The sequence below is a fragment of the Amycolatopsis japonica genome (assembly GCF_000732925.1).
Classification (GTDB): domain Bacteria; phylum Actinomycetota; class Actinomycetes; order Mycobacteriales; family Pseudonocardiaceae; genus Amycolatopsis; species Amycolatopsis japonica.
The window spans coordinates 8876010-8895827 of record NZ_CP008953.1 but is presented as its reverse complement, the minus strand read 5'-3'; the positions used below and the strand labels follow the sequence as shown (position 1 = coordinate 8895827).

General features: G+C 70.4%; 18 protein-coding genes. 9 read left to right on the top strand and 9 right to left on the bottom strand.

Annotation, left to right across the window (positions count from 1 at the left end; translation table 11 throughout):
* Positions 1–148: 148 nt before the first annotated feature.
* Both AJAP_RS41460 and AJAP_RS41455 read left to right on the top strand, forming a co-directional pair.
* On the top strand, positions 149–1156 hold the full coding sequence (locus AJAP_RS41460) for a hypothetical protein (RefSeq protein ID WP_038521965.1): 1008 nt from the start codon (positions 149–151) through the stop codon (positions 1154–1156).
* A 194-nt stretch (positions 1157–1350) separates the two neighbouring features.
* Complete coding sequence (locus AJAP_RS41455) at positions 1351–4599, top strand: beta strand repeat-containing protein (RefSeq protein WP_084098777.1); 3249 nt, start codon at positions 1351–1353, stop codon at positions 4597–4599.
* Between the two features lie 143 nt (positions 4600–4742).
* Here AJAP_RS41455 and AJAP_RS41450 read toward each other — a convergent pair whose 3' ends face one another.
* Positions 4743–5933 carry an ROK family transcriptional regulator gene (locus AJAP_RS41450; protein ID WP_038521963.1) on the bottom strand — a complete coding sequence of 397 codons (1191 nt, stop codon included), beginning with the start codon at positions 5931–5933 and terminating at the stop codon, positions 4743–4745.
* Between the two features lie 91 nt (positions 5934–6024).
* Between AJAP_RS41450 and AJAP_RS41445 the strand changes: the two genes are divergently transcribed.
* The gene (locus AJAP_RS41445; RefSeq protein ID WP_037334098.1) at positions 6025–7191 is read left to right on the top strand and encodes an MFS transporter; all 1167 of its coding nucleotides are present in this window, start codon (positions 6025–6027) and stop codon (positions 7189–7191) included.
* Here the strand turns inward: AJAP_RS41445 and AJAP_RS41440 are convergent.
* On the bottom strand, positions 7188–7958 hold the full coding sequence (locus tag AJAP_RS41440; RefSeq protein ID WP_038521960.1) for a dioxygenase family protein: 771 nt from the start codon (positions 7956–7958) through the stop codon (positions 7188–7190). The two genes, AJAP_RS41445 and AJAP_RS41440, sit on opposite strands and share 4 nt — an antisense overlap.
* Positions 7959–8018: 60 nt before the next feature.
* A complete protein-coding gene (locus tag AJAP_RS41435) occupies positions 8019–8375 on the bottom strand; it encodes a hypothetical protein (protein WP_038521957.1) in 357 nt (118 codons plus the stop codon).
* 62 nt (positions 8376–8437) lie between these two features.
* On the opposite strand from AJAP_RS41435, the gene AJAP_RS41430 reads away from it, so the two are divergent.
* Positions 8438–8899: a MarR family winged helix-turn-helix transcriptional regulator gene (locus AJAP_RS41430; protein ID WP_038521955.1), complete on the top strand. Its 462-nt coding sequence runs from the start codon at positions 8438–8440 to the stop codon at positions 8897–8899.
* Here the strand turns inward: AJAP_RS41430 and AJAP_RS41425 are convergent.
* Entirely contained in the window at positions 8875–9246 is a 372-nt protein-coding gene (locus AJAP_RS41425) for a VOC family protein (protein ID WP_038521952.1), read from the bottom strand. The genes AJAP_RS41430 and AJAP_RS41425 overlap by 25 nt on opposite strands.
* 86 nt (positions 9247–9332) lie before the next feature.
* On the opposite strand from AJAP_RS41425, the gene AJAP_RS41420 reads away from it, so the two are divergent.
* Positions 9333–10286 (top strand): helix-turn-helix transcriptional regulator, encoded by a 954-nt coding sequence (locus AJAP_RS41420; RefSeq protein WP_084098537.1) that lies wholly within the window; start codon positions 9333–9335, stop codon positions 10284–10286.
* A 4-nt stretch (positions 10287–10290) separates the two neighbouring features.
* On the opposite strand, the gene AJAP_RS41415 is transcribed toward AJAP_RS41420, so the two are convergent.
* On the bottom strand, positions 10291–11469 hold the full coding sequence (locus AJAP_RS41415; RefSeq protein ID WP_038521949.1) for a serine hydrolase domain-containing protein: 1179 nt from the start codon (positions 11467–11469) through the stop codon (positions 10291–10293).
* A 65-nt stretch (positions 11470–11534) separates the two neighbouring features.
* Between AJAP_RS41415 and AJAP_RS41410 the strand changes: the two genes are divergently transcribed.
* A complete protein-coding gene (locus AJAP_RS41410) occupies positions 11535–12416 on the top strand; it encodes an aminoglycoside phosphotransferase family protein (RefSeq protein WP_038524873.1) in 882 nt (293 codons plus the stop codon).
* Here AJAP_RS41410 and AJAP_RS41405 read toward each other — a convergent pair.
* Positions 12408–13088, bottom strand: a complete 681-nt coding sequence (locus AJAP_RS41405; protein ID WP_038521946.1) for a TetR/AcrR family transcriptional regulator — start codon at positions 13086–13088, stop codon at positions 12408–12410. The two genes, AJAP_RS41410 and AJAP_RS41405, sit on opposite strands and share 9 nt — an antisense overlap.
* 70 nt (positions 13089–13158) lie before the next feature.
* Here AJAP_RS41405 and AJAP_RS41400 point away from each other — a divergent pair, with 70 nt between their 5' ends.
* From AJAP_RS41400 to AJAP_RS41390, 3 genes are read left to right on the top strand one after another with little or no spacing between them, the layout of a single operon-like run.
* On the top strand, positions 13159–14274 hold the full coding sequence (locus AJAP_RS41400) for an FAD-dependent oxidoreductase (protein ID WP_038521943.1): 1116 nt from the start codon (positions 13159–13161) through the stop codon (positions 14272–14274).
* Positions 14275–14330: 56 nt separating this feature from the next.
* Positions 14331–14927 carry a TetR/AcrR family transcriptional regulator gene (locus AJAP_RS41395; RefSeq protein ID WP_038521940.1) on the top strand — a complete coding sequence of 199 codons (597 nt, stop codon included), beginning with the start codon at positions 14331–14333 and terminating at the stop codon, positions 14925–14927.
* 2 nt (positions 14928–14929) lie between these two features.
* The gene (locus AJAP_RS41390; protein WP_038521936.1) at positions 14930–15709 is read left to right on the top strand and encodes an alpha/beta fold hydrolase; all 780 of its coding nucleotides are present in this window, start codon (positions 14930–14932) and stop codon (positions 15707–15709) included.
* On the opposite strand, the gene dnaB is transcribed toward AJAP_RS41390, so the two are convergent.
* The 3 genes from dnaB to AJAP_RS41375 all read right to left on the bottom strand — a co-directional run bounded on the left by dnaB (position 15706) and on the right by AJAP_RS41375 (position 19816).
* Positions 15706–17115, bottom strand: coding sequence for a replicative DNA helicase (dnaB, locus tag AJAP_RS41385; RefSeq protein WP_016338295.1), 1410 nt, complete (start codon positions 17113–17115; stop codon positions 15706–15708). The genes AJAP_RS41390 and dnaB overlap by 4 nt on opposite strands.
* A 475-nt stretch (positions 17116–17590) precedes the next feature.
* The gene (locus AJAP_RS41380; protein ID WP_038521933.1) at positions 17591–18388 is read right to left on the bottom strand and encodes an ESX secretion-associated protein EspG; all 798 of its coding nucleotides are present in this window, start codon (positions 18386–18388) and stop codon (positions 17591–17593) included.
* A gap of 96 nt (positions 18389–18484) precedes the next feature.
* Positions 18485–19816: a PPE domain-containing protein gene (locus tag AJAP_RS41375; protein ID WP_038521931.1), complete on the bottom strand. Its 1332-nt coding sequence runs from the start codon at positions 19814–19816 to the stop codon at positions 18485–18487.
* Between the last annotated feature and the right edge of the window lie 2 nt (positions 19817–19818).

The window sequence follows — 19818 nt, the reverse complement described above, 5'->3', positions numbered from 1 at the left end:
CGCCAGCCTTGATCACCGATCGTGATTTCGGGTTACACCGAGTGTTCTTCACACGATCGTGCCATCAAGGCCTTTCAAACTCGCGCAAGCCTTCCGCACTTTGCTTACCTCGGTCCCGCAACGACGAATCGAAGCGACAGGAGACCGAGTGACGAACGCGGCGAAGAACGAGAGGCGTGGCGCTGTGCGCTTCGGCCGTCTCGCTTCGCGTGCGCTGTTCGTGCTCGGTGGTGCCGTCGCCGGTTCCGCCGCGGCGTGGGCCGTTTCCGGCGCTTCCGCTTCCGCGGACATCGCCCCGGTGGTCTCCGCTCCGGACACCAGCGTCACCCCGGTCACCGACGCCACCGCGGCGGGATTGACCGACGTGTCCGGTGGCGCCTCGAAGTTCGCCGGCGATGTCGCCGGAGCGATGTGCGGCGAAGGCCACCAGGACGCCACCACGTGGTCGATGCCGGGTGAGAACGGATCCGCTCCCGCGAAGCGCCACTGCGGCGACCTCCGTGCCGACCAGCACGAGGTCTCCACCCGCGTCAGCGACGCGGTCACCGACTTCGCGGACACTTCGGTGGTCACCCCGGTCAAGCGGACCCTCGGCGCCGTCGAGCACATCGTGCGCAAGCCGCAGGACACCCGTCAGGTGCTGGACGAGACCTTCGCCCCGTCGCCCGACTTCGGCCGCGACGTCTGGGATCTCCTGGACCCGAACAAGCACGGCGACCTCGTCCCGGAACTCCCGGTCGGCGAATCCCCGGTGAACCCCGGCTCCCCGCTGGACACCATCGGCGCCGGCGAGCAGGTCACCGACTTCGCGCAGCTGGCGACGACGCAGTTCCCCGCTTCCTCCGAGACCGTCCTCCCGATGCCGGCGTTCGCGCAGTCGCACGATGCCTTCGATCAGGTCGAGGACGCTCCGGCGCGTGACGGTCACCGTGGTGACTTCCCGCGTCCGATCACCCCGGCGCCGCTTCCCGCCGCGCCTTCCTTCCCGACTGTCCCCGGCGGCTCCGCCCCCGGTGGTCACCTCGACGGCCTGACCCACGGCGTTCCCGCCTGGGTCGCCGCCGCCGTCGAGCGTTCCCTGACCGGCTACGCGCTGGCAGGCACGCGGTACATGCCGCTCACACCGGGCTCGCAGCCCGGCGTCACTCCCGACTGAACACCTCCCTCCGCGGGGTAGCCGACGCGCCTCACGCCTCCCGATTCCGGGCTTGGCTTCGCGTCCGCTCCTGATCCCCGCGAAACGGCGGTGCGCTTTTGTGCGCCCGCAGCCAGTTCCACCCCCCTCTGGTGCCGCTTCGAAGGCACCTCCTCAGACCCGAAAGGGAACCCGAAATGAAGGAGAACAACCCCATGCAATCCTGGGCAAAGCGCGGACTCCAGACCGCGTTGGTCACGGGTGGGCTGTTGATGCTGGGTACCGGCATCGCTTCGGCTGACGAACAGGTCAACCCCGACACCCCGGCCTCCCCGCTCGACGCGAACGTCACCGTTCCGGTCGAGATCGACAACAACGCCGTCGGCACGCCTCTCGGCCAGGCCGACCTCCCCGGCTACAAGGGCGAGATCAGCACGAAGGCCGTCACCAAGCCCGTCTCGGACGCGCTGGACTCGGCTTCGTCGCCCGGCGGCAGCACCGACGGTATCGGTGGAGGGCTCCCCAGCCTTTCCGGCAAGAACGCCGCGGTCCCGGCGCCGCTGGCCGCGAAGGACTCGGCCCGCCAGATCACCGGCGGCCCGACCGGCGGTGGGTTCACCACCACGGACGACATCCTCAAGGGCAACAAGGTCGTCGGTGACGTCGTCGTCCCGATCCAGATCGTCGACAACGCCATCGGCGTGATCGGCGACGCCGAGGTCGAGGGTGGCACGCACGACCAGACCTGGGCGCACAACCAGGACATCGAGACCACCGGTGAGGACTCCAGCCTCGCCGGGAACGTCGTGTCCCTCGACTGGGCGCTGCCCGTGCAGATCGCCGGCAACGGCGGCGGGCTCGCCGGCGGCACCGGCCGCGTGGTCGGCGGCTCCGCCAGCCAGAGCACCACCGAGACCGGCAACATCACCACCGACGGCGAGGGCTCCGCCCTGTCCGGCAACGTGCTGGCCGGCCAGTTCGCCACCCCGGTCCAGGTCACCGGCAACGCCGCCTCCTGGATCATCGGCAACGCCAACAGCTCCGGCTACGAGGCCGAGACCGAAGCCACCTCCGGCGGCTGGGTCGAGACCGACGGTGACGACTCCGCCCTCGGCGGCAACGTCGGCGCGGTGCCGATCGCCCTCCCGGTGAAGGTGAACGACAACGCGGCCGCCGCGTGGGGTTCGCTCGCGAACTCCAACAGCAGCTCGTCGGCGGACGCCACCGCCGGTGACACCACGCCCGGCTGGAGCAACGTCCCCAGCTACGTGCAGACCTCCGGCGAGGACTCGGCCGTCGCGGGTAACGCGATCGTGCCGCAGACCGCGGACGTCGCGAACGTCGGCGGCGTGGCCGCCAGCTGGATCGGCCTCGCGAACACCGGCACGGAAGGCGGGACCAGCCAGTCCAGCACCGTCGACGCCGGTGGGTTCGTCAGCAGCGAGGGCGAAGGCTCCGCCGGTGGCGGCAACATCGTCGACCCGGCCGTGGCCGCTCCCGTCGAGGTGACCTGCATCGCGGGCACCTACATCGGCAGCGCCAACGTCGCTTCGTGCGAGAACACCGTCGACGCGAACGCCGGCAACGGCACCCACACCACGGGTGACGACTCCACCCTGGCGGGCAACGTCGTCAACACCCAGGCCGCGCTGGCCCCCGAGGTGTTCGGCGTCGCCGGCTCGCACATCGGACAGGCGACCGCCGAGGCGTCCGAGACGAAGACCGTGACCGCGGGTGCGTACGACGGCACCACGGGCAACGACTCGTCCGGCTCGGGCAACATCGTCCAGGTCCCGGCCGCCGTTCCGGCCGAGGTCTTCGGCGTCGGTGGCTCGTTCATCGGTCAGAGCACCGCCTCGGCCGAAGAGACCAAGGTCGTCTCCGGTGGCGGCGGCGGGAACACCGCCGACGACAACGGCTTCCTCAGCTCCAACCTGGGCACCGTGCCGGTTTCGCTGCCGGTGCAGGCGTTCGGGATCGGTGGCGCGTTCATCGGCCAGGGCCACGGCGGCGCCGACGGCGACACCACCTCCAACGCGGGTGGCGACGTCCACGCGACCGGTGACGGTGGCGCGGGCTCGGGCAACCTGGTCTACGGCCCGGTCTCCCTGCCGGTCCAGGCGCACAACTTCGCCGCGGTGCTCGGCGGGATCGCGTCGGGCAAGGGCACGAACCTCACCGACTCGAACGCGGGCGGCGACGCCACCGCGAACGGTGAAGAAGGCGCCCTGGCGGGCAACATCGTCCAGACGCCGATCGGTGGCGCTGTCCCGGTGACCGGGCACGGCATCGCCGGTGCGGGCATCGCCGAGGGCGAGAGCGTCAGCGACGTCCTTTCGGAGGCGGGCGGCGACGCCACCACCAACGGTGACGCGGGCGCGGTTTCGGGCAACATCATCGGCGCGCAGGCGCTGCCGATCGTGCCGGTCACCCACGACGCGGTCGCGGCCGCCGGTCTGGCCGACGCCAACGGCGCCAACACCGTCGACGCCCTTTCGGGCGGGGACGTGGAGACCTCCGGTCTCGACGGATCGCTCTCGGGCAACATCCTCGACATCCCGGCCGCGGTCGACCCCGAGGTGTTCGGCGACGCGATCGCCGCCGCCGGTGGCGTCGCGGAGACGGAAGCCGACAGCATGATCACCGGCCAGGCCGGTGGCGACAGCATCACCGACGGCAGCGGAGAGGCCCTCTCGGGCTTCAACTTCCACCACCCGCTGGTCTTCGTGATCCCGCTGAACGAGCTCGAAATCCCGATCCTGGCGATCGCGGACGAGAACTCGACCGACTCCACCGTGATCAACGAGGAGGAGTACACCCGCGCCTTCACCGACTCGGTCGGTTCGGAGATGCCGATCGACGCGCTGCCCGCGCTGCCGTTCGGTTCGGTGCCGTCGCTGAACGGTGCCGGCGCCCTGCCGACCACCCCGGAGATCGGTGGCGCCCGCGCCGACGGTCCCCAGGTGGCGACCCTCCCGGTGCAGGTGGCCGGCCTGACCGCGCTGAAGCAGCTGGGTGCCATCCCGACGCAGCTGCCGAAGTCGGACCTGCCCGAGCTGCCCGGCACCCCGGCCCTGCCCGGTGTCCCGGCCCTGCCGAAGACCCCGGGTCTGCCCGGTGACGCCGCTCGTGCGGACGCCCCCAAGGTCGCGCAGCTGCCGACCCTCCCGGCGCTGAGCAACGGGCTGCCCGCCGCGGGCAACCTGCCGGTGCAGCTCCCGACCGCGGGCACCCTGCCCACCGCCGGCAACCTGCCGGTGCAGCTCCCCACGGCCGGCGCCCTGCCGACCGCGGGCGCGCTGCCGGTGCAGCTGCCCACCACGGGCACCCTGCCCGCGGTGAACAGCACCCCGGCGATGCCGACCGCGCAGGTCCCGGCTCTGGCGGGCGTCGACTCGTCGCCGCTGAGCATGTTCCAGCGCTTCATCGGCACCCTGACCGGCAAGAAGTTCCACACCATGTGAACCTGCCAGTCGGCTAGCGCCACTGAATGAACCGAAGCGGGCCCGGGAGACACTCCCGGGCCCGCTTTGTGTTCCGCCCCCGATCACGCGTGTTCGCTCTCCAATCACGCGTGTCGTCCGTCTGATCACGCGAGATCGCCGTTTCAGCCCCTCGGGGTGAAGAGCGCGTCCTGCGCGGCGCCCATCGCGGTCAGCACCGCGCCCTCCAGCACCGCGCCGCCGCCGACGGTCCCCGGCCGCACCTCGGTCCGCAGCGGCGAGATCTCCGAGAGCCGTCGGCTCACCCGTGCCGCCAGCGCGTCGCCGCCTGCCCGCCCGATCTCCCCGCCGAGGACGAGACAGCCCGGGTCGAGCACCGCGGTGACCGCGGCGGCGCCGATCGCGATCCGCTCCGCGACGATCTCCAGGAAGTCCTCGGCGTTCGAGTCGATCGCGTACCCGATGGCCGCTTCGGCCGCGGCGGCGTCGTCGGCCGACGACGCCGGGATGCCGTGCTCGCGGGCCAGTTCGCACAGCGCGGCGCTGCCCGCCAGCGTGTGGAAACCGCCGTCGCAGTCGGTCGAGGTCGGGAGCCGCCCTGGCCCCAGCATCGGCAGGAACCCGATCTCCCCCGCGCCGCCCGACGCGCCCCGCCGCAGCGAACCGTCGAGGACGACGGCCGCGCCGACCCCGAAGCCCAGCCACAGCAGGACGAACGTGTCCCGGTCGCGGGCGGCGCCGAGCCGCTGTTCGGCGGCGGCCGCGAGGTTGACCTCGTTCTCCAGCAACACCGGGACAGCCAGCCGCCGCCGGAGTTCGTCGACGAGTTTCCCGTGCCACGCGGGCAATCCCCCCGCGTGCCGCAGCCCGCCGGTCGCCGGGTCGACCAGACCGGGGGCGCCGACGGCGATCGTGTGCAGCGCGGTCGCGCCCGCCTCGGCGGTCGTGGTCTTCAGCAGGGCGATCGCCCGCTCGACGGCCTCGTCGGTGTCGACGTCCAGGTCGAACGGCAGCGACGCCTCCGCGCGGGTCCGGCCCAGCAGGTCCGCGACCGAAACGGCGAGGCCGTGGGTGCGGACGTCGAGCCCCGCGAGGTACGCGCGTTCGGCGACGATGCCGTACAGCTTCGCGTTCGGGCCGCGGCGGTCCGCGCCCGCCTCGCCGACGATTTCGATCAGGCCCGCGTCCTGCAGACGCTCGACGAGGTCCGCCACCGTCGGCCGGGAAAGCCCGGTCAACGTCTTGAGCTGGGCGGCCGTCAGCGAACCCTCGCGGTGGAGCAGGTCGAGGGCGAGGCGGTCGTTGATGGCACGCGCCGTGCTCGGGGAGGCGGACGGCGTCCGGATGACACTCACCGGCAGATCCTCCCAGAATTAATTATCAGGTTCCCTTCCTGATAGTTTACGCTGACGGCCGTCGAGTCGTCTCATGGACCTTGGGGGCCCAGTGACCAACACAGTGGAAACCGTCGGCGGGCCGACGCGGCGGGTGCGGCAGGCGCGGGTCGCCATCGCCGCCGTCTTCGCCGTGCACGGCGCGGTGACCGGCAGTTTCGCCACCCGGATCCCGTGGATCCAGGAACACGCGGGGATCAGCGCGGGTCAGCTCGGCCTCGCGCTCGCCTTCCCCGCGATCGGTGCCTCGCTCACCATGCCGCTCGCCGCGCGGATCGGGCACCGGCTCGGCGGCAGGCTGGGGCTCCGGCTGCTGCTCGCGTACTGGACGCTGGCGCTGATCCTCCCGTCCCTGGCGGGAAACCTCTTCACCCTGTGCCTAGCGCTGTTCGTCATGGGCACCGCGGCCGGCACCTCGGACGTGCTGATGAACGCCCTCGGCGTCGACGTCGAGGAGAAGATGGGCAAGTCGGTCATGTCGGGGCTGCACGGCATGTGGACCACGGGCGCGCTCGTCGGCTCGGCCGCGGGCACACTCGCCGCGCACGCCGGATTGGACGCCCGGATCCACTTCGTGATCGCGTCGGCGGTGCTCACCGTCGCCGGCGCACTCCTCTGTCAGGGCGTTTTCGACGTGCGGAGCGCGCCCGACGAGCACCCTCCGCCGAGGTTCGCGTTGCCGCCGAAGTCGGCCGTGATCATCGGTGCCGTCGCGTTCTGCGCCGTCTTCGCGGAGGGGGCGAGCCTCGACTGGTCCGCCGTCTACCTGCGTGACGTCCTCGGCACTTCGCCGGGCATCGCGGCCGCGTCGACCACCGCCTTCACTTGCACGATGGCGGTCGCGCGGCTCTCGGGCGACGCGCTGGTGCGGCGCTTCGGCTCGGTCAAGACCGTCCGCGCGGGCGGAGTGTTCGCGACCGCCGGTGGGTTGCTGGTCGTCTTCGCCGTCCATCCGGTGATGGCGATGGCCGGTTTCGCCCTGATCGGGCTCGGCGTCTCCGTCGTCGTACCGCTCGCCTTCGCGGCGGCCGGACGCAGCGGGCCGACGCCGAGCCAGTCGATCGCGGGCGTCGCGACCATCACCTATTCGTCGGGTCTCGTCGCGCCGTCGCTCATCGGCGGGATCGCCGACCTGACGTCGTTGACGATCTCCTTCGCGGTGGTCACGCTGCTGGCGCTCGGTTTGGTGGCGGGCGCCGGCGTCCTGCGGTCCCGCTAGCCGAACTGGAGGGAACGCTTGGCGAGGCCGTGCCAGTAGCCGTCGATCACGGTCTCGCCCTTGCCCTCCGACGAGCTCGCGCCGAGCGACACGAACAGCGGGGCGAAGTGCTCGATCCTGGGGTGCGCGATGGCCGCGGCGGGGGCCTTGTGCTGGAAGTCCAGCAACGCGTCGAGGTCGCCTTCGCGCAGGGTTTCCGCACCCCAGTGGTCGAATTCGCTCGACCACGACGGCGGCGTCCCGTCGGTGCCGTCGGTCTCGCGCATCGCGCTCAGGTTGTGGGTGAAGAAGCCGCTGCCGATGATCAGCACGCCTTCGTCGCGCAGCGGCGCGAGCTTCCGGCCGAGGTCGAACAGCTCACGCGGGTCCAGCGACGGCATCGACACCTGCAGCACGGGGATGTCGGCGTCCGGGTACATCTCCACGAGCGGGACGTACGCGCCGTGGTCGAGACCGCGGTCGGGCGCGTCGTGGACCGGCGTCTGGGACGAGCGCAGGAGTTTGCGCACCTTGTCCGCCAGCGCGGGAGCGCCGGGCGCGGCGTATTCCACCTGGTAGTAGCGGTCCGGGAAGCCCCAGAAGTCGTAGACCAGCGGCACCGTGGTGGTGGCGCCGAGGGTCAGCGGGGCCTCTTCCCAGTGCGCCGAGACGACGAGGATCGCCTTCGGCTTCTCGAGGTCCGCCGACCAGCCGGCGAGCTGGCGGGTCCAGGTGGCGTCGTCGGCGAGCGGCGGCGCGCCGTGGCTGAGGTAGAGCACCGGCGTCATGTCAGCTCCAGGTGTTTGAACTTTCAACTACCAGGATAGACGACGCCGCCCGCCTCCGCCTTATTCCCGGGCGAGGTTCGCGGCCATGCGCTCCAGTACGCCGACCGTCGCCCGGTACTCCTCGTCGCTGATGCCGTCGGTCACGCGTGAGCGGAACTCGCCGACCTTGGTCTTCAGTCGGAGGTGGGCCGCCCGGCCTGCTTCGGTCAGGCCGTCCTCGTCCATCCAGCCGCGAAGGCGCAGGTCGGCGATGGTCTCCCGGAGATCTCCGAACGGCTTCAGTGCCTCTTCGGGTGACGCTCCCGTGTTCAGGACCTGCCAGTGGCGGCGGGTCAGCGATTCGGCGGCGAGGAGGTGGTCCAGTGAAGATTCGAGAGCCTGGTGAAGATGGGCGAACCAGAATCCGATGGGTTTCATGGATACTCCTCAAGCAGGCGACAACTACATGTAAAAGTACATGCATTTGGTGAGGACGGGCAATGACGGACGCCGTGGCCGACGTGGAACGCGCGATGATCGCCATCCGGCGAAGCCAAGCGAGGCGATCGCTGTCGAAACTCGCCCGCGACCGCGCCGAAACGATGCCGGACCAGGCGATACAGGGGCTCCTGGACGCCGTCGAAGCAGCCGAGGAGAGCGGCGAACCGGGCACCGTCACCAGCCTCGCCGCGGCGTTGACCATCGACCAGCCGCGGGCGAGCCGCCTGGTCGCCCGCGCGGTCGAGGGTGGTTTCCTCCGGCGCGAAGCCGATCAGCGCGACGGCCGCCGCGCCGTCCTCGTGCTCACCGAAACCGGTCGCGCCGAAGTGACGCGGATGCACGAATTCCGCCGCTCGGTGTTCGCCGAGGCGATGGCGGACTGGCCGGACGACGACCGTCGCGAATTCGCGCGGCTGCTGACGGCGTTCGTCCGGAACTACGGGGCGCTCGGCGTGAAGTAGTTGACCAGGTTGCCGTCGGGGTCGCGGAACAGCAGCGACCGGTTCCCCCACGGCATCGTGGTCGGCTCCTGCACGATCTCGGCCAGATCCGCCAGCCGCTCGTACTCGCGGTCGACGTCCTCGACGCGGAATTCGAGGATCGAGGTCCGGTTCGATTCGGGCACGGCGGCGCCCGCGCCGAACAGCTGCATCGTCTCGGCGCTGCCGATCGCCAAGGTGCACGACGGGCCGACGAGTTCGGCGAACTGTTCGGAGCGCCATCGCGCGTCGAGGCCGGTCGCCTTCTCGTAGAAACCGGCGAGACGGGCGACGTCATGGGTGATCACACGGACGGAAACGAACTGCACGATGGATCCTTTCGGGTGCCGGAAAGCGGGACACCGGCCACGCTAGGAGCGATACCGGGCAGAATCCGCCCGGTATTCTCCGGCTTGTGACCAGGCCCATCGCCCGAGTTCTCGCGCTGCTGGAGATCCTCCAGAGCGGTGGGACGCGCACCGTCGCCGAGCTCGCCGACCGGCTCGACGTGGACGAACGCACCGTCCGCCGCTACGCCGAACACCTCGTCGACCTGGACATCCCGGTGCGCTCGGTGCGCGGCCGGTACGGCGGTTACCGGCTGGCCCCCGGCTACCGGATGCCGCCGCTGATGCTCACCGACGAGGAGGCTCTGGCCGTCCTGCTCGGCCTGGTCGCGGGACGGCGGGCGGGGCTGATCACCACGTCGGTCGCGGCCGTCGAGAGCGCGGTCGCGAAGGTCCGGCGGGTGCTTCCCGAAGCGCTGGGCCGCCGGTTGGACGCGCTGCTGGAGACCGCCGACTTCACCGCCCCCGCCCGGAAAGCCCTGTCGGCCGAGGCCGAAGTCCTGCTCACCGTCGCGGAGGCGGCGCGGGACCGGCGTCCGGTCGCGCTCGCGTATCTCGCCGGTCACGGCGGTGCGAGCGAACGCGTCGTCCATCCCTACGGCGTCGTGGCGCACTCCGGACGGTGGTATCTGACGGGCTTCGACTCGGCCAGCGGAGAGGTGCGCACCTTCCGCGTCGACCGGATCCAGTCCGCCGAGACGCGGGCCGGGACTTTCGAGGCGCCGGACGGTTTCGATCCGGCCGAGCGGGTGCTGACCGCGCTGGCCGAGACGCCGTACCGGCACGACGTCTCCGTGTGGATCAAGGCGACGCCCGAGGAGATCCGCGCCGTTTTCCCGCCGTCCGTGGCCACTCTCCAAACCGACGGCGCCCGGGTGCGTGTCCGCATCCGGGCGCAGCGGCTGGACTGGATCCCGCCGCTGCTCGCCGCGCTCGACCGGCCGTTCGTCATCGAACGGCCGGCCGAGCTCCGAGATCTGGTCGGCGCGCTGGCGGCCCGGCTGGCCGAGCGGGCGCGCTGACCGGTCACTTACCGCAGAACACCGTCCGGACGAGCTTGTTCAGCGCCGCCGGGAACGCCTGCGTCGGGTCGTTCGCGGCGTCCCCGCCGGTGACCGACGCGGTCAGCGTCTTGCTGCCGTCCGGCGTGCTGTACATCAGCGATCCGTAGCCGTTGAGGCCACCGTTGTGGTTGAGGACGACGCCGACACAGCCCGGGCCCAAGTCCTGCGAGAACTGCCCGAGACCGTAGAAGCCGTAGAGGCTTTCGCTGCCCGGATGCGTCACGCGCATCTCGGCCAGCAGCCAGGCAGGCAGGAGCTTTCCGCTCTGCAGCGCGGAAAAGTACGTCTGGAGATCCTTGGTGGTCGAGATCATGTCGCCGGCGCTGGAGATCCAGGTCGGGTTCTGGTGGGTGACGTCGATCGTCTTCCACTGGCCGGCGTTTTCGTAGCGGTAGTAGGCGTGGGCGTACGGCTTGGGCATCCCGGCCCACGCTCCCGGCGACAAGGTGTCACGCAGCTTGAGCGGCCGCAGGATCCGCCGGTCCAGCTCGTCGGCGAAGGGACGGCCGCTGAGCTTCTCGACCAGCAGCCTGGCCACCACGTAGTTGGTGTTGGAGTAGCTCCAGCCCGCCCCCGGCGCGAAGACCGCGGGCTTGGACACGGCCAGCCGCACCAGTTCCTCCGGCTGGTAGGTGTGGAACCGCTTGTCCACCCATTCCTGGCCCGCCCACGGGATCCCCGGCGTGACCGTGCCGTCCGGGTTGTACTGGCCGGTGTGGTTGAACAGCCCGCTGGTGTGCTGCAGCAGCATCCGCACGGTGATCCGCGGGTCCAGCCCGAGCCGGGGAAGGAGACCGGCGACCGGGGTGTCGAGGCCGATCCGGCCCTCGGCCACGAACTGCAGCACCAGGGTCGCGGTGAAGTTCTTCGTCGTGCTGCCGAGGCGGAAGTGGCCGTTCGTCGGCGGCTTCGCGGTGCCGCCCAGTTCGCGCACCCCGGCGCTGCCGGTCCATTCGCCCCGCTCGTCACGGACACGCAGCTGCATCCCGCCGAAGCCCGCGTCGACGAATTCCTGGGCCGCCTTCTGCAGCTCCGGGCGATCCTGCCCGGCGGAGGCGGCGGGGGCGGTCACGCCCGCCAGCAGTGCGGCGGCCAGCGCGGTGAGACCGATGCGGCGGAAGGTCTTCAGTGTCTTGGTCATGGCGACCACATTCGCGGGCCGCGCTGACACGGGACGGTCACGGCGCTGACATGGGAGTCTCGATCATGGACGAATTCAGGTTCGAGCAGGAACTGGTGCGGGCTCTGCTGCGGGAACAGCATCCGGATCTCGCGGAACTCGAACTCCGCGACGTCGAAGGCGGCTGGGACAACCAGCAGTGGCGCCTCGGACCGGACCTGGCCGTGCGCCTGCCGCGCACCGAACGTGCGCCGGAGTTGTTGCGCGGCGAGCAGAAATGGCTTCCCGTGCTGGCCGAGCGCTTGCCACTGCTCACTCCGGTGCCGGTGCGGATCGGTGAGCCTTCGGCTCTGTTCGAGCACACCTGGACGATCACGCGCTGGGTCGACGGCGAACCTTCGGATCGCGCGCCGATCACTCGTCCGGATGCCGCCGAGGCACTCGCGGGCTTTCTCGCGGCGCTGCATCAGGAGGCTCCCGCGGATGCCCCGGTCAGCCCGACGCGCGGCATCCCGCTCGCCGAAATGCGCGACGCTTTCGACCAAGGGCTGGAGTTCATCGAGGGCGACGCGAACACCGGACCCGCGCGGGAGATCTGGGAGAAGGCCCTCGCGGCGCCCGCGTGGGACGGGGCACCGATCTGGCTGCACGGCGACCTCCATGCCGCGAACGTGATCGTGCGGGACGGAACACTCGCCGGGGTGATCGATTTCGGTGACCTGTGCTCGGGCGATCCCGCGACCGACCTTTCGGCGGCCTGGCTCCTGCTGCCCGAGGGCACGGCGAACCGGTTCTTCGAGGCCTACGCGGTCGCGGACGAGGCCACCGTCGCGCGGGCCCGCGGCTGGGCGGTCCTGCGCGCGTTGCACCTGATCGGCATCGGGCGCAACGGCAGGCTCGGTCGTCCCGGGGGCAAGCCGACCTGGGAGCCGGCGGCCAGGGCGGCCCTCGAACGCGCGTCAGCCTGAGAGGCGGGCTTCGATGCCGTCCAGGAGGAAATCGAGGCCCATCCGGAAGGTTTCGTCGGCGTCCAGGTGGACGGCGTCGCGGACGACCGTGGCCAGCGCGGGGAGATCACCACTGGTGAACGCCCGCGTCAGATAGGGCCCGAGCGTGGCCTGCCACCGCTGCTCGTCCATCCCGGTGGCACGTTCGGCGCGGCGTTCGGCGATCTCCCGGCGGACCGCGCCGATCGTGTACGCGTTGACCGCCGAGACCACCGGCATCGCGGAGTCCACCCCGACGTCGCCCAGCGCCGCCATCACGGCCTCGGCGGTGGCCAGCGCGTGCGGCCCCAGCTGGGGCCTGCCGCCCAGGAGGTCGGCGAGCCATTCGTGCCGGTGGACCGCGCGGCGCATGGCGTCGGCGAGCGACCACAGTACCTCCCGCCAGCCGTCCCCGGTGGGCCGGATCTCGGCGTGGGCGGCGTCGACCATCAGGTCGAGCAGCTCTTCCTTGCTCTCGATGTAGCCGTACAGCCGCATCGGGCCGACGTCCAGCGCGGTCGCGATCTTGCGCAGGGACACCGCGTCCAGACCGTCCGCGTCGGCGAGGCGGATCGCCGCCCGCACGATCAGCTCCCGGCTCAGCGGGGCCAGCGCGGGCCGATCCGGCGGCTCGGGCCGCTCCCACACCACCATGGCGGTGACAATACAACGCATTGCTCGATACAGTGTATCGAGCAATACACTGTATCGAGAGGTGCGAAACATGACCATCGCCATCGTCGGAGCGGGCCTCGGCGGCTTGGCTCTCGCCCGGGTCCTGCACGTCCACGGCATCGAAGCCGTCGTGTACGAACGGGAGTCGTCACGCCACGCCCGCGGTCAGGGCGGCATGCTCGACATCCACGACGACACCGGGCAGCGGGCGCTGCGCGAAGCCGGTCTGATCGACCGGTTCGCCGCGATCGCCCGCGGCGAGGGCCAGGACATGCGGCTCCTGGAACCGGACGGCACCCTGCTGCTGCAGGAGGACACACCGGACGACGCGCCCTTCGCGCGACCCGAGGTCGACCGGGCCGATCTGCGCGACCTGCTGCTGGACTCGCTTCCCGAGCACACGGTGCGCTGGGGGCACGCGTTCGAATCCGCCGAAGACGGCGTCGTGCGCTTCGCGAATGGGCACAGCGCGACGTACGACCTCCTGGTCGGTGCCGACGGCGCCAACTCCCGCGTCCGCGCCTTGCTCACCGACGCCCGGCCGGCGCATCTCGGCCACAACCTGGTCGAACTCCGCATCCCCGACATCGACCGCACCCATCCCGATCTCGCGGCGATGGTCGGACGCGGCACGTACTGGGTGCTCGGCGACGGGAAATCCCTCGCGGCGCAGCGCAACGGCGACGGCACGGTTCGCGTTGGCCTCAGCTTCTACGGCACCGCCGAGGACTGGTTCGCCACCAACGGGATGCCGCTCGACGATCCGGCCGCCGCCCGGACGTGGCTGATCGGACGGCTCGACGGCTGGGAGGCGCGGTTCACCGCGCTGATCGCGGCCTGCGACGACGTGATCGTGCCGCGGTCGATCAGCAGCCTTCCCGTCGGCCTGACCTGGCCGTCGGCGCCGGACGTCACCCTGGTCGGCGATGCCGCGCACCTGATGCCGCCGGTGGGCGAAGGCGCCAACATGGCCCTGCTCGACGGTGCCCTGCTCGGGCTCGCGCTGGCCGCGCGGCCGGACGACTTCCCCGCCGCCGTCAAGGAGTACGAACACGAGATGTTCGAACGCGCCACTGCCGCCGCCCGGATGTCCGAGCGGGTCCACGAACTCCTCGCGGCTCCGGACGCTTCTCGGAAAATGCTCGCGTTCTTCCAGCCCGGGTGAGGCTAAGGTGGCTATGAACGAAAACTCATTTCGTTCATAGCCAGCCGGGAGCCGAGATGCCGAGCCCGTTCAGCGCCGAGGACCGCGCCAGGATCACCGAGCGGCTCCTGGACGCCGGACGTGCCCTGTTCGCCGCGCAGGGCCTGCGCAAAACCTCTCTGGACGACCTCGTGGCCCCCGCCGGGATCGCCAAAAGCAGCTTCTACGCCTTCTTCGATTCGAAGGAGGCGCTGTACCTGGAGCTCATGCTGCGGCAGGCCCCTGAGCTGCACGAACAACTGGCGGTGGTGGTGAACGAGACCGAAAACGCCCGCGCCGCCCTTGCCGGTTTCCTGCGCGCCACGGTACGGATCTTGGCGGAGAACCCGCTCTACCACCGGCTGATCACGCATCCCGAGGAGATGCGGGCGGTGGCCCGGCGGATGGGGCCCGAAGAGATGGCCAGAGCCGAGGAGGTGCTGCCGTTGCCCGGATTCCTGGCGGCGGCCCGAGCCAAGGGACAGCTCGTCGACGCCGACGACGACGAGCTGACCGGCGTGCTCCAGGCCGTACTGCTGCTGCCCATGCACCGGCAGGACATCGGCGAGCACCGCTACCCCGCCGTGCTCGACCGGCTCATCGACATCGTCGCGGCGGGACTGATCAAGGAGTGACCATGCGCGAAGGTGTACTGGCCGGTGGGGCCCCGTATTTCGAGTTCGGCACGGGAAGCCCGCTCGTGGTCTTCCGGACGGTGCTGCCCGACTCGGCCAACCCCACCGGCGTCGCCCGCTGGGCGGAGGTGCGTTCCCTCAAACCGCTGGCCGCGCGGTTCACCGTGCTGACGGTCGGACGGCGGCCGGGGCTCGAACCCGGCGTCACCATGGCCGACCTCGCCGCGCACCACGCCGAAGAGCTGCGGGAACGGTTCGACGGCCCGGTCGACGTGCTCGGCGTGTCCACCGCCGGTTGCCTGGCGCTGCAGTTCGCCGCCGACCACCCCGGCCTGGTGCGAAACCTGGTGGTCGGCGCCGCGGGCACCCGCCTCGGCTCGACCGGCCGCCGCGTCCAGCGCGAGTACGCGGATCTCCTGGCCGCCGGACGGCACCGGGCCGCGGCCATGGCGTTGGCGCCCACGGTCGCGGAATCCCGGCCGGGGCGCGCACTGCTGGCCGGTCTGCTGGCGCTGACCTCCGGCCGTCCGGCGGACCCGAACGGCATGGTGGCCATGCTGCGGGCCGAGGACGCCTTCGACATCGAAGACCGGCTCGGCGAGATCACCGCGCCCACCTTGGTGATCGCCGGCTCGCGGGACGCCCTCTACCCGCTCGAACTCGCCGAGCGGGTGGCCGACAAGACGCGCCGCGGCGATCTCAAGGTCTACCCGGGCCGACGGCACCACACCGTGATGAGCGATCGGCGGTTCACCAAGGACGTCTTCGAGTTCTTGCTTTAGTCGTGTGACAGGTCGACGAAGCGGCTGTAGTGCAGCTGGTGCGCCACGGTGATCGTCGCCGTCGGCCCGGCACGGTGCTTCGCGATGATCAGGTCCGCCTCACCCGCCCGCGGGTCGTCCCGCTCCCAGGCGTCGGGGCGGTTGACCAGGATGACGAGGTCGGCGTCCTGCTCCAGCGAGCCGGACTCACGGAGGTCGGACAGCATCGGGCGTTTGTCGGTCCGCTGCTCGGGACCACGGTTCAGCTGGCTGATCGCGATCACCGGGACCTCGATCTCCTTCGCCAGCAGCTTCATCTGCCGCGAGAACTCCGAGACCTCCTGCTGCCGCGACTCGACGCGCTTACCCGAGGTCATCAGCTGGAGATAGTCGAGGACGACGAGTTTGAGGTCGTTGCGCTGCTTGAGCCGCCGGGCCTTCGCGCGGATCTCCATCATCGTCATGTTCGGCGAGTCGTCGACGAACAGCGGCGCTTCGGAGACCTCGCTCATCCGGCGCGCGAGCCGCGTCCAGTCGTCGTCGGACATCTTGCCACCGCGCATATCCGCCAGGCGGATCCGAGCCTCGGCCGAGAGCATGCGCATGACGATCTCGGTCCTGCTCATTTCCAGCGAGAAGATGACGCTGGTCAGACCGTGTTTGATGGACGCCGAACGCGCGAAATCGAGTCCCAGCGTCGATTTCCCGACACCGGGCCGCGCCGCGACGATGATCATCTGGCCGGGGTGCAGGCCGTTGGTCAGGTCGTCGAAATCGGCGAACCCGGTCGGGATGCCCTGCGACTGCCCGCCGCGCGACGCGATCGCGTCGATCTCGTCCATGGTCGGCTGGAGCAGCTCTTCGAGCGCGACGTAGTCCTCGCTGGTGCGCCGCTCGGTGACGTCGTAGATCGCGGCCTGCGCGCGGTCGACGACCTCGTCGATGTTCGCGCCGTCGGCCGCGGCCGCGCCGTAGCCGTACTGCACGATCCGCGTGCCCGCCTCGACCAGGCGCCGCAGCACCGCCTTCTCGGAGACGATCTCGGCGTAGTACCCGGCGTTCGCCGCCGTCGGCACCGTCGCGATCAGGGTGTGCAGATACGGGGCGCCACCGACCCGGCCCAGCTCGCCGCGGCGTTCCAGCTCGGCGGAGACGGTGATCGGGTCGGCGGGTTCGCCTCGGCCGTAGAGATCGAGGATGACGTCGTAGATCGCTTGATGCGCGGGACGGTAGAAGTCGTCGGGGCCGAGGGCTTCGATGACGTCGGCGACGGCGTCCTTCGACAGCAGCATGCCGCCGAGCACGGATTGCTCGGCCGCGATGTCCTGCGGAGGCTGGCGGTCGTATTCACCGCCACGCGGACCGGGGTCGCTGGGACCCGGGTCGGACTCCGCGTACATCGGATTGCGGTCGTCGGTCAGCGCCACCGCTGCTGCCACCTCCTCAAGACATCGAACACGCGTTCGATTATGCCAGAATTTCCCCGGTCGGTCCGCCCGCGCCCGTCCGCCCCTCCCGCGGCTCCGGACTCTCCCCTGTCTTCCCCTTTTCGGCCGGACGACCACCACGGTGTGTACCGGCCCGGCGGGCACGCTAAGCCCCCCGAAAGGACGAGCGCAATTTCGCCTGGGGACCGCCCTGTGGATAACCTGGGGATGACTGCGGGCATCCCTTCACAGGTGACCCAAACCCTGTGTACAACTTGTGGGCAACGCTGGGATGGTCTGACAAAAGTGCTGGTCAGGCCCTGTGGAGAGTCTGTGGAGAACTTTATTCACCTCGCGACGGCGTGTCGGGCAAAAGTCGTCGTTCGGCGTGTCGCACGCGGGCGCACAGGGGTGCCCTGTGGATGAATGCTACGGAGGGTAGAGGGCTGACCCGCCGGGCTGAACGGGCCGGAATTCAGGACGCGAACAACCTGCCCTGTGCGCTCCGTAGTCGTTCTCCGAGAACCTGCTGGTCGGCGGGTGTGAAGGCGATCCTCGGCTCGCCACTCCCCGGTACCTCTTCGGTCAGCCACCGGCCCTCGGTCGTATCGATGTAGTTCACCGGGCGTTCGATCCGCTGCCGCGCGCCACTCCGGCCGCGGGCCGCGACGTAGAGGCTTCCACTCCCCAAACGGCGTAACGCGAGGATGCGGCGAAGCTCGTCGGCCTCCTGGCTGCCCGTGCTCTGCCGCCCGCTGCGAAGCACCTCGAAGCCCTCGTCCTGCGCCGTCGACGACGAGCGCGGAGCCTCGACCTGACTCTTCGGGACGGCGATCGGACGGCCGCGTCCCGGCGCGAGCTTCGGGATCTGGTCGAGGAACTCGGTGAGCAGCTCTTCGGGCCGCACGGAGGCCAGCGCGACGCCGTCGTGCTCGCTGTGCCGGGCGAGCACGAAACCCTCGCCGCCCGCGCTCCCCGCGAGCAGACTGAAGCTCAGCGCCTTCCCCTCGAACCCGCCGTCGACCCAGCCGTAGTACTCCAGCGTCGGCCTGGCGATCGCTTCGAGCGTCGCCTTGAAACCGGGGTGCAGTCCTCGCGCGCCGAAGAGACCCTGGCTCGCCAGTTCCTCGTTGGTCCGCTCGTCCTCGGCCCGCTGCGCGTCCTCGTCGTACCAAGTGGGGGTTTCCGACAGGATCGTGTGCGGTTCGCCGCCTCGGCGGTGGATCAGCGTGATGAGGGTGCCGGTCGTGATCGTGACCTGTTTGTCCAGCACCGGAACTGCCCCCTAGTCGTTCTGTTCGTCCAGCCCGGAACAAGACAAGCCGGGCGCGGCCCCAATCTTGGCACGCGCCCGGCCCGCTCGTGATGACTACTCGCCGATCACCGGCGGTGCGGTGAGTTCGTCGGTTCCGAAGATCTCGTTGGGGTCGTCGCCGACGAGGAACTTGGAGCTGCGCTCCTCGTCTTCGCCGCCCTTCCCCTTGGCGCCACCGGCTCCCATACCGCCCATGCCGCCCATCATGCCGCCGGCACCGCGGCCCGCTCCGGAACCGGAGCCACCGGCGCCGCCGCCCATGCCGGCGCCACCCATGGCACCCGCGTTGCCGGGCAAGGCCGCGCCACTTCCGCCGCCGGGGCCGAAGCCGCCACCAGGACCGAAGCCACCGTCCGGGCCGAAGCCGCCCGCACCGGGGATGTCGGTGCCACCGAAGCCGCCACCGGCGCCTCCGCCGCCACCACCCGGGCCGAAGCCACCGGCGCCGGGGATCTTCGGCGGGGTGTAGCCGGACGCGTTCGTCCCGTCGTCCCAGGACGGCGGCTTGTAGTTGCTGCCGGGGATGTTCGGGTTGTACTGGCCGCCGGGCAGGTTCGAACCCGGCAGGTTCGACCCGGGCAGATTGCTGCCCGGAAGGTTCGATCCCGGCGTGCCGATGCCCGGCATGTTCGAACCGGGGATGTTCGGGCTCGGGACGCTCGGCATCCCGCCGGGCGGCATCGAACCGGGCGGCGTCGAGATGCCCGGCATGCCGTTGTTCCCGTTCCGGTCGCCCTGGCCGCTGCCGTCCTTGTCCTTGCCGTTCTTGTCCTTGCCGCCGCCGTTGACGTCGACGTTGGTGTTCTGCCCCTCCATCTTGTTGTAGGTGGGCAGCTTCTTACCGTTCTCGGAACTGGCCTTGAAGTACTCGTTGAACGCGTCGACGTTCGCTTGACCCTTTTGGTTGTAGTCCCGGATCGCGCGGTCGGTGTCGGTGGTCCACGGGGTGATGGAGTTGAGCAGGTTGTTCTTCGGCGGGTCCTTCGGGACCTGCTGCACCTTCGCCTTCACCGTGGTGAAGGCGGTGTTCTGCTCACCGAGGTACTTGTCGGAGTCCACCAGCTTCTTGCCGGAGTCCTCCATCCACGTCCGCAGCGGATGCGCACCCGACTGCTGCGCGGCTTCGGCGCTCTTGCCGGTCCAGGCGGCGTCCATCTCCTTCGACAGGTTGTCGATGGTGGTCAGCCTGTCCTGGTAGCCGGCTTTGAGCCGGGTCGCGGCGGCCTGGCCCTCCTGGATCGACCCGGTACCCGGACCGGTGACGATCTTCTCCCAGATGTTGTAGCAGTCGATCTTGCGATCGCCGCCGGACGCTTCGAAGTCGCCGGATTTCGTGGTCGCCAGGTTGTAGGCCGAATACCCGGCGATGATCGGCAGCAGGAACACGC

Coding starts and splice junctions, on each gene's coding strand:
- AJAP_RS41435 (WP_038521957.1), bottom strand. CDS start 8,375: ATGAAACCCATCGGATTCTGGTTCGCCCATCTTCACCAGGCTCTCGAA.
- AJAP_RS41430 (WP_038521955.1), top strand. CDS start 8,438: ATGACGGACGCCGTGGCCGACGTGGAACGCGCGATGATCGCCATCCGG.
- AJAP_RS41395 (WP_038521940.1), top strand. CDS start 14,331: ATGCCGAGCCCGTTCAGCGCCGAGGACCGCGCCAGGATCACCGAGCGG.
- AJAP_RS41400 (WP_038521943.1), top strand. CDS start 13,159: ATGACCATCGCCATCGTCGGAGCGGGCCTCGGCGGCTTGGCTCTCGCC.
- AJAP_RS41455 (WP_084098777.1), top strand. CDS start 1,351: ATGCAATCCTGGGCAAAGCGCGGACTCCAGACCGCGTTGGTCACGGGT.
- AJAP_RS41415 (WP_038521949.1), bottom strand. CDS start 11,469: ATGACCAAGACACTGAAGACCTTCCGCCGCATCGGTCTCACCGCGCTG.
- AJAP_RS41390 (WP_038521936.1), top strand. CDS start 14,930: ATGCGCGAAGGTGTACTGGCCGGTGGGGCCCCGTATTTCGAGTTCGGC.
- AJAP_RS41440 (WP_038521960.1), bottom strand. CDS start 7,958: ATGACGCCGGTGCTCTACCTCAGCCACGGCGCGCCGCCGCTCGCCGAC.
- AJAP_RS41405 (WP_038521946.1), bottom strand. CDS start 13,088: ATGGTGGTGTGGGAGCGGCCCGAGCCGCCGGATCGGCCCGCGCTGGCC.
- AJAP_RS41410 (WP_038524873.1), top strand. CDS start 11,535: ATGGACGAATTCAGGTTCGAGCAGGAACTGGTGCGGGCTCTGCTGCGG.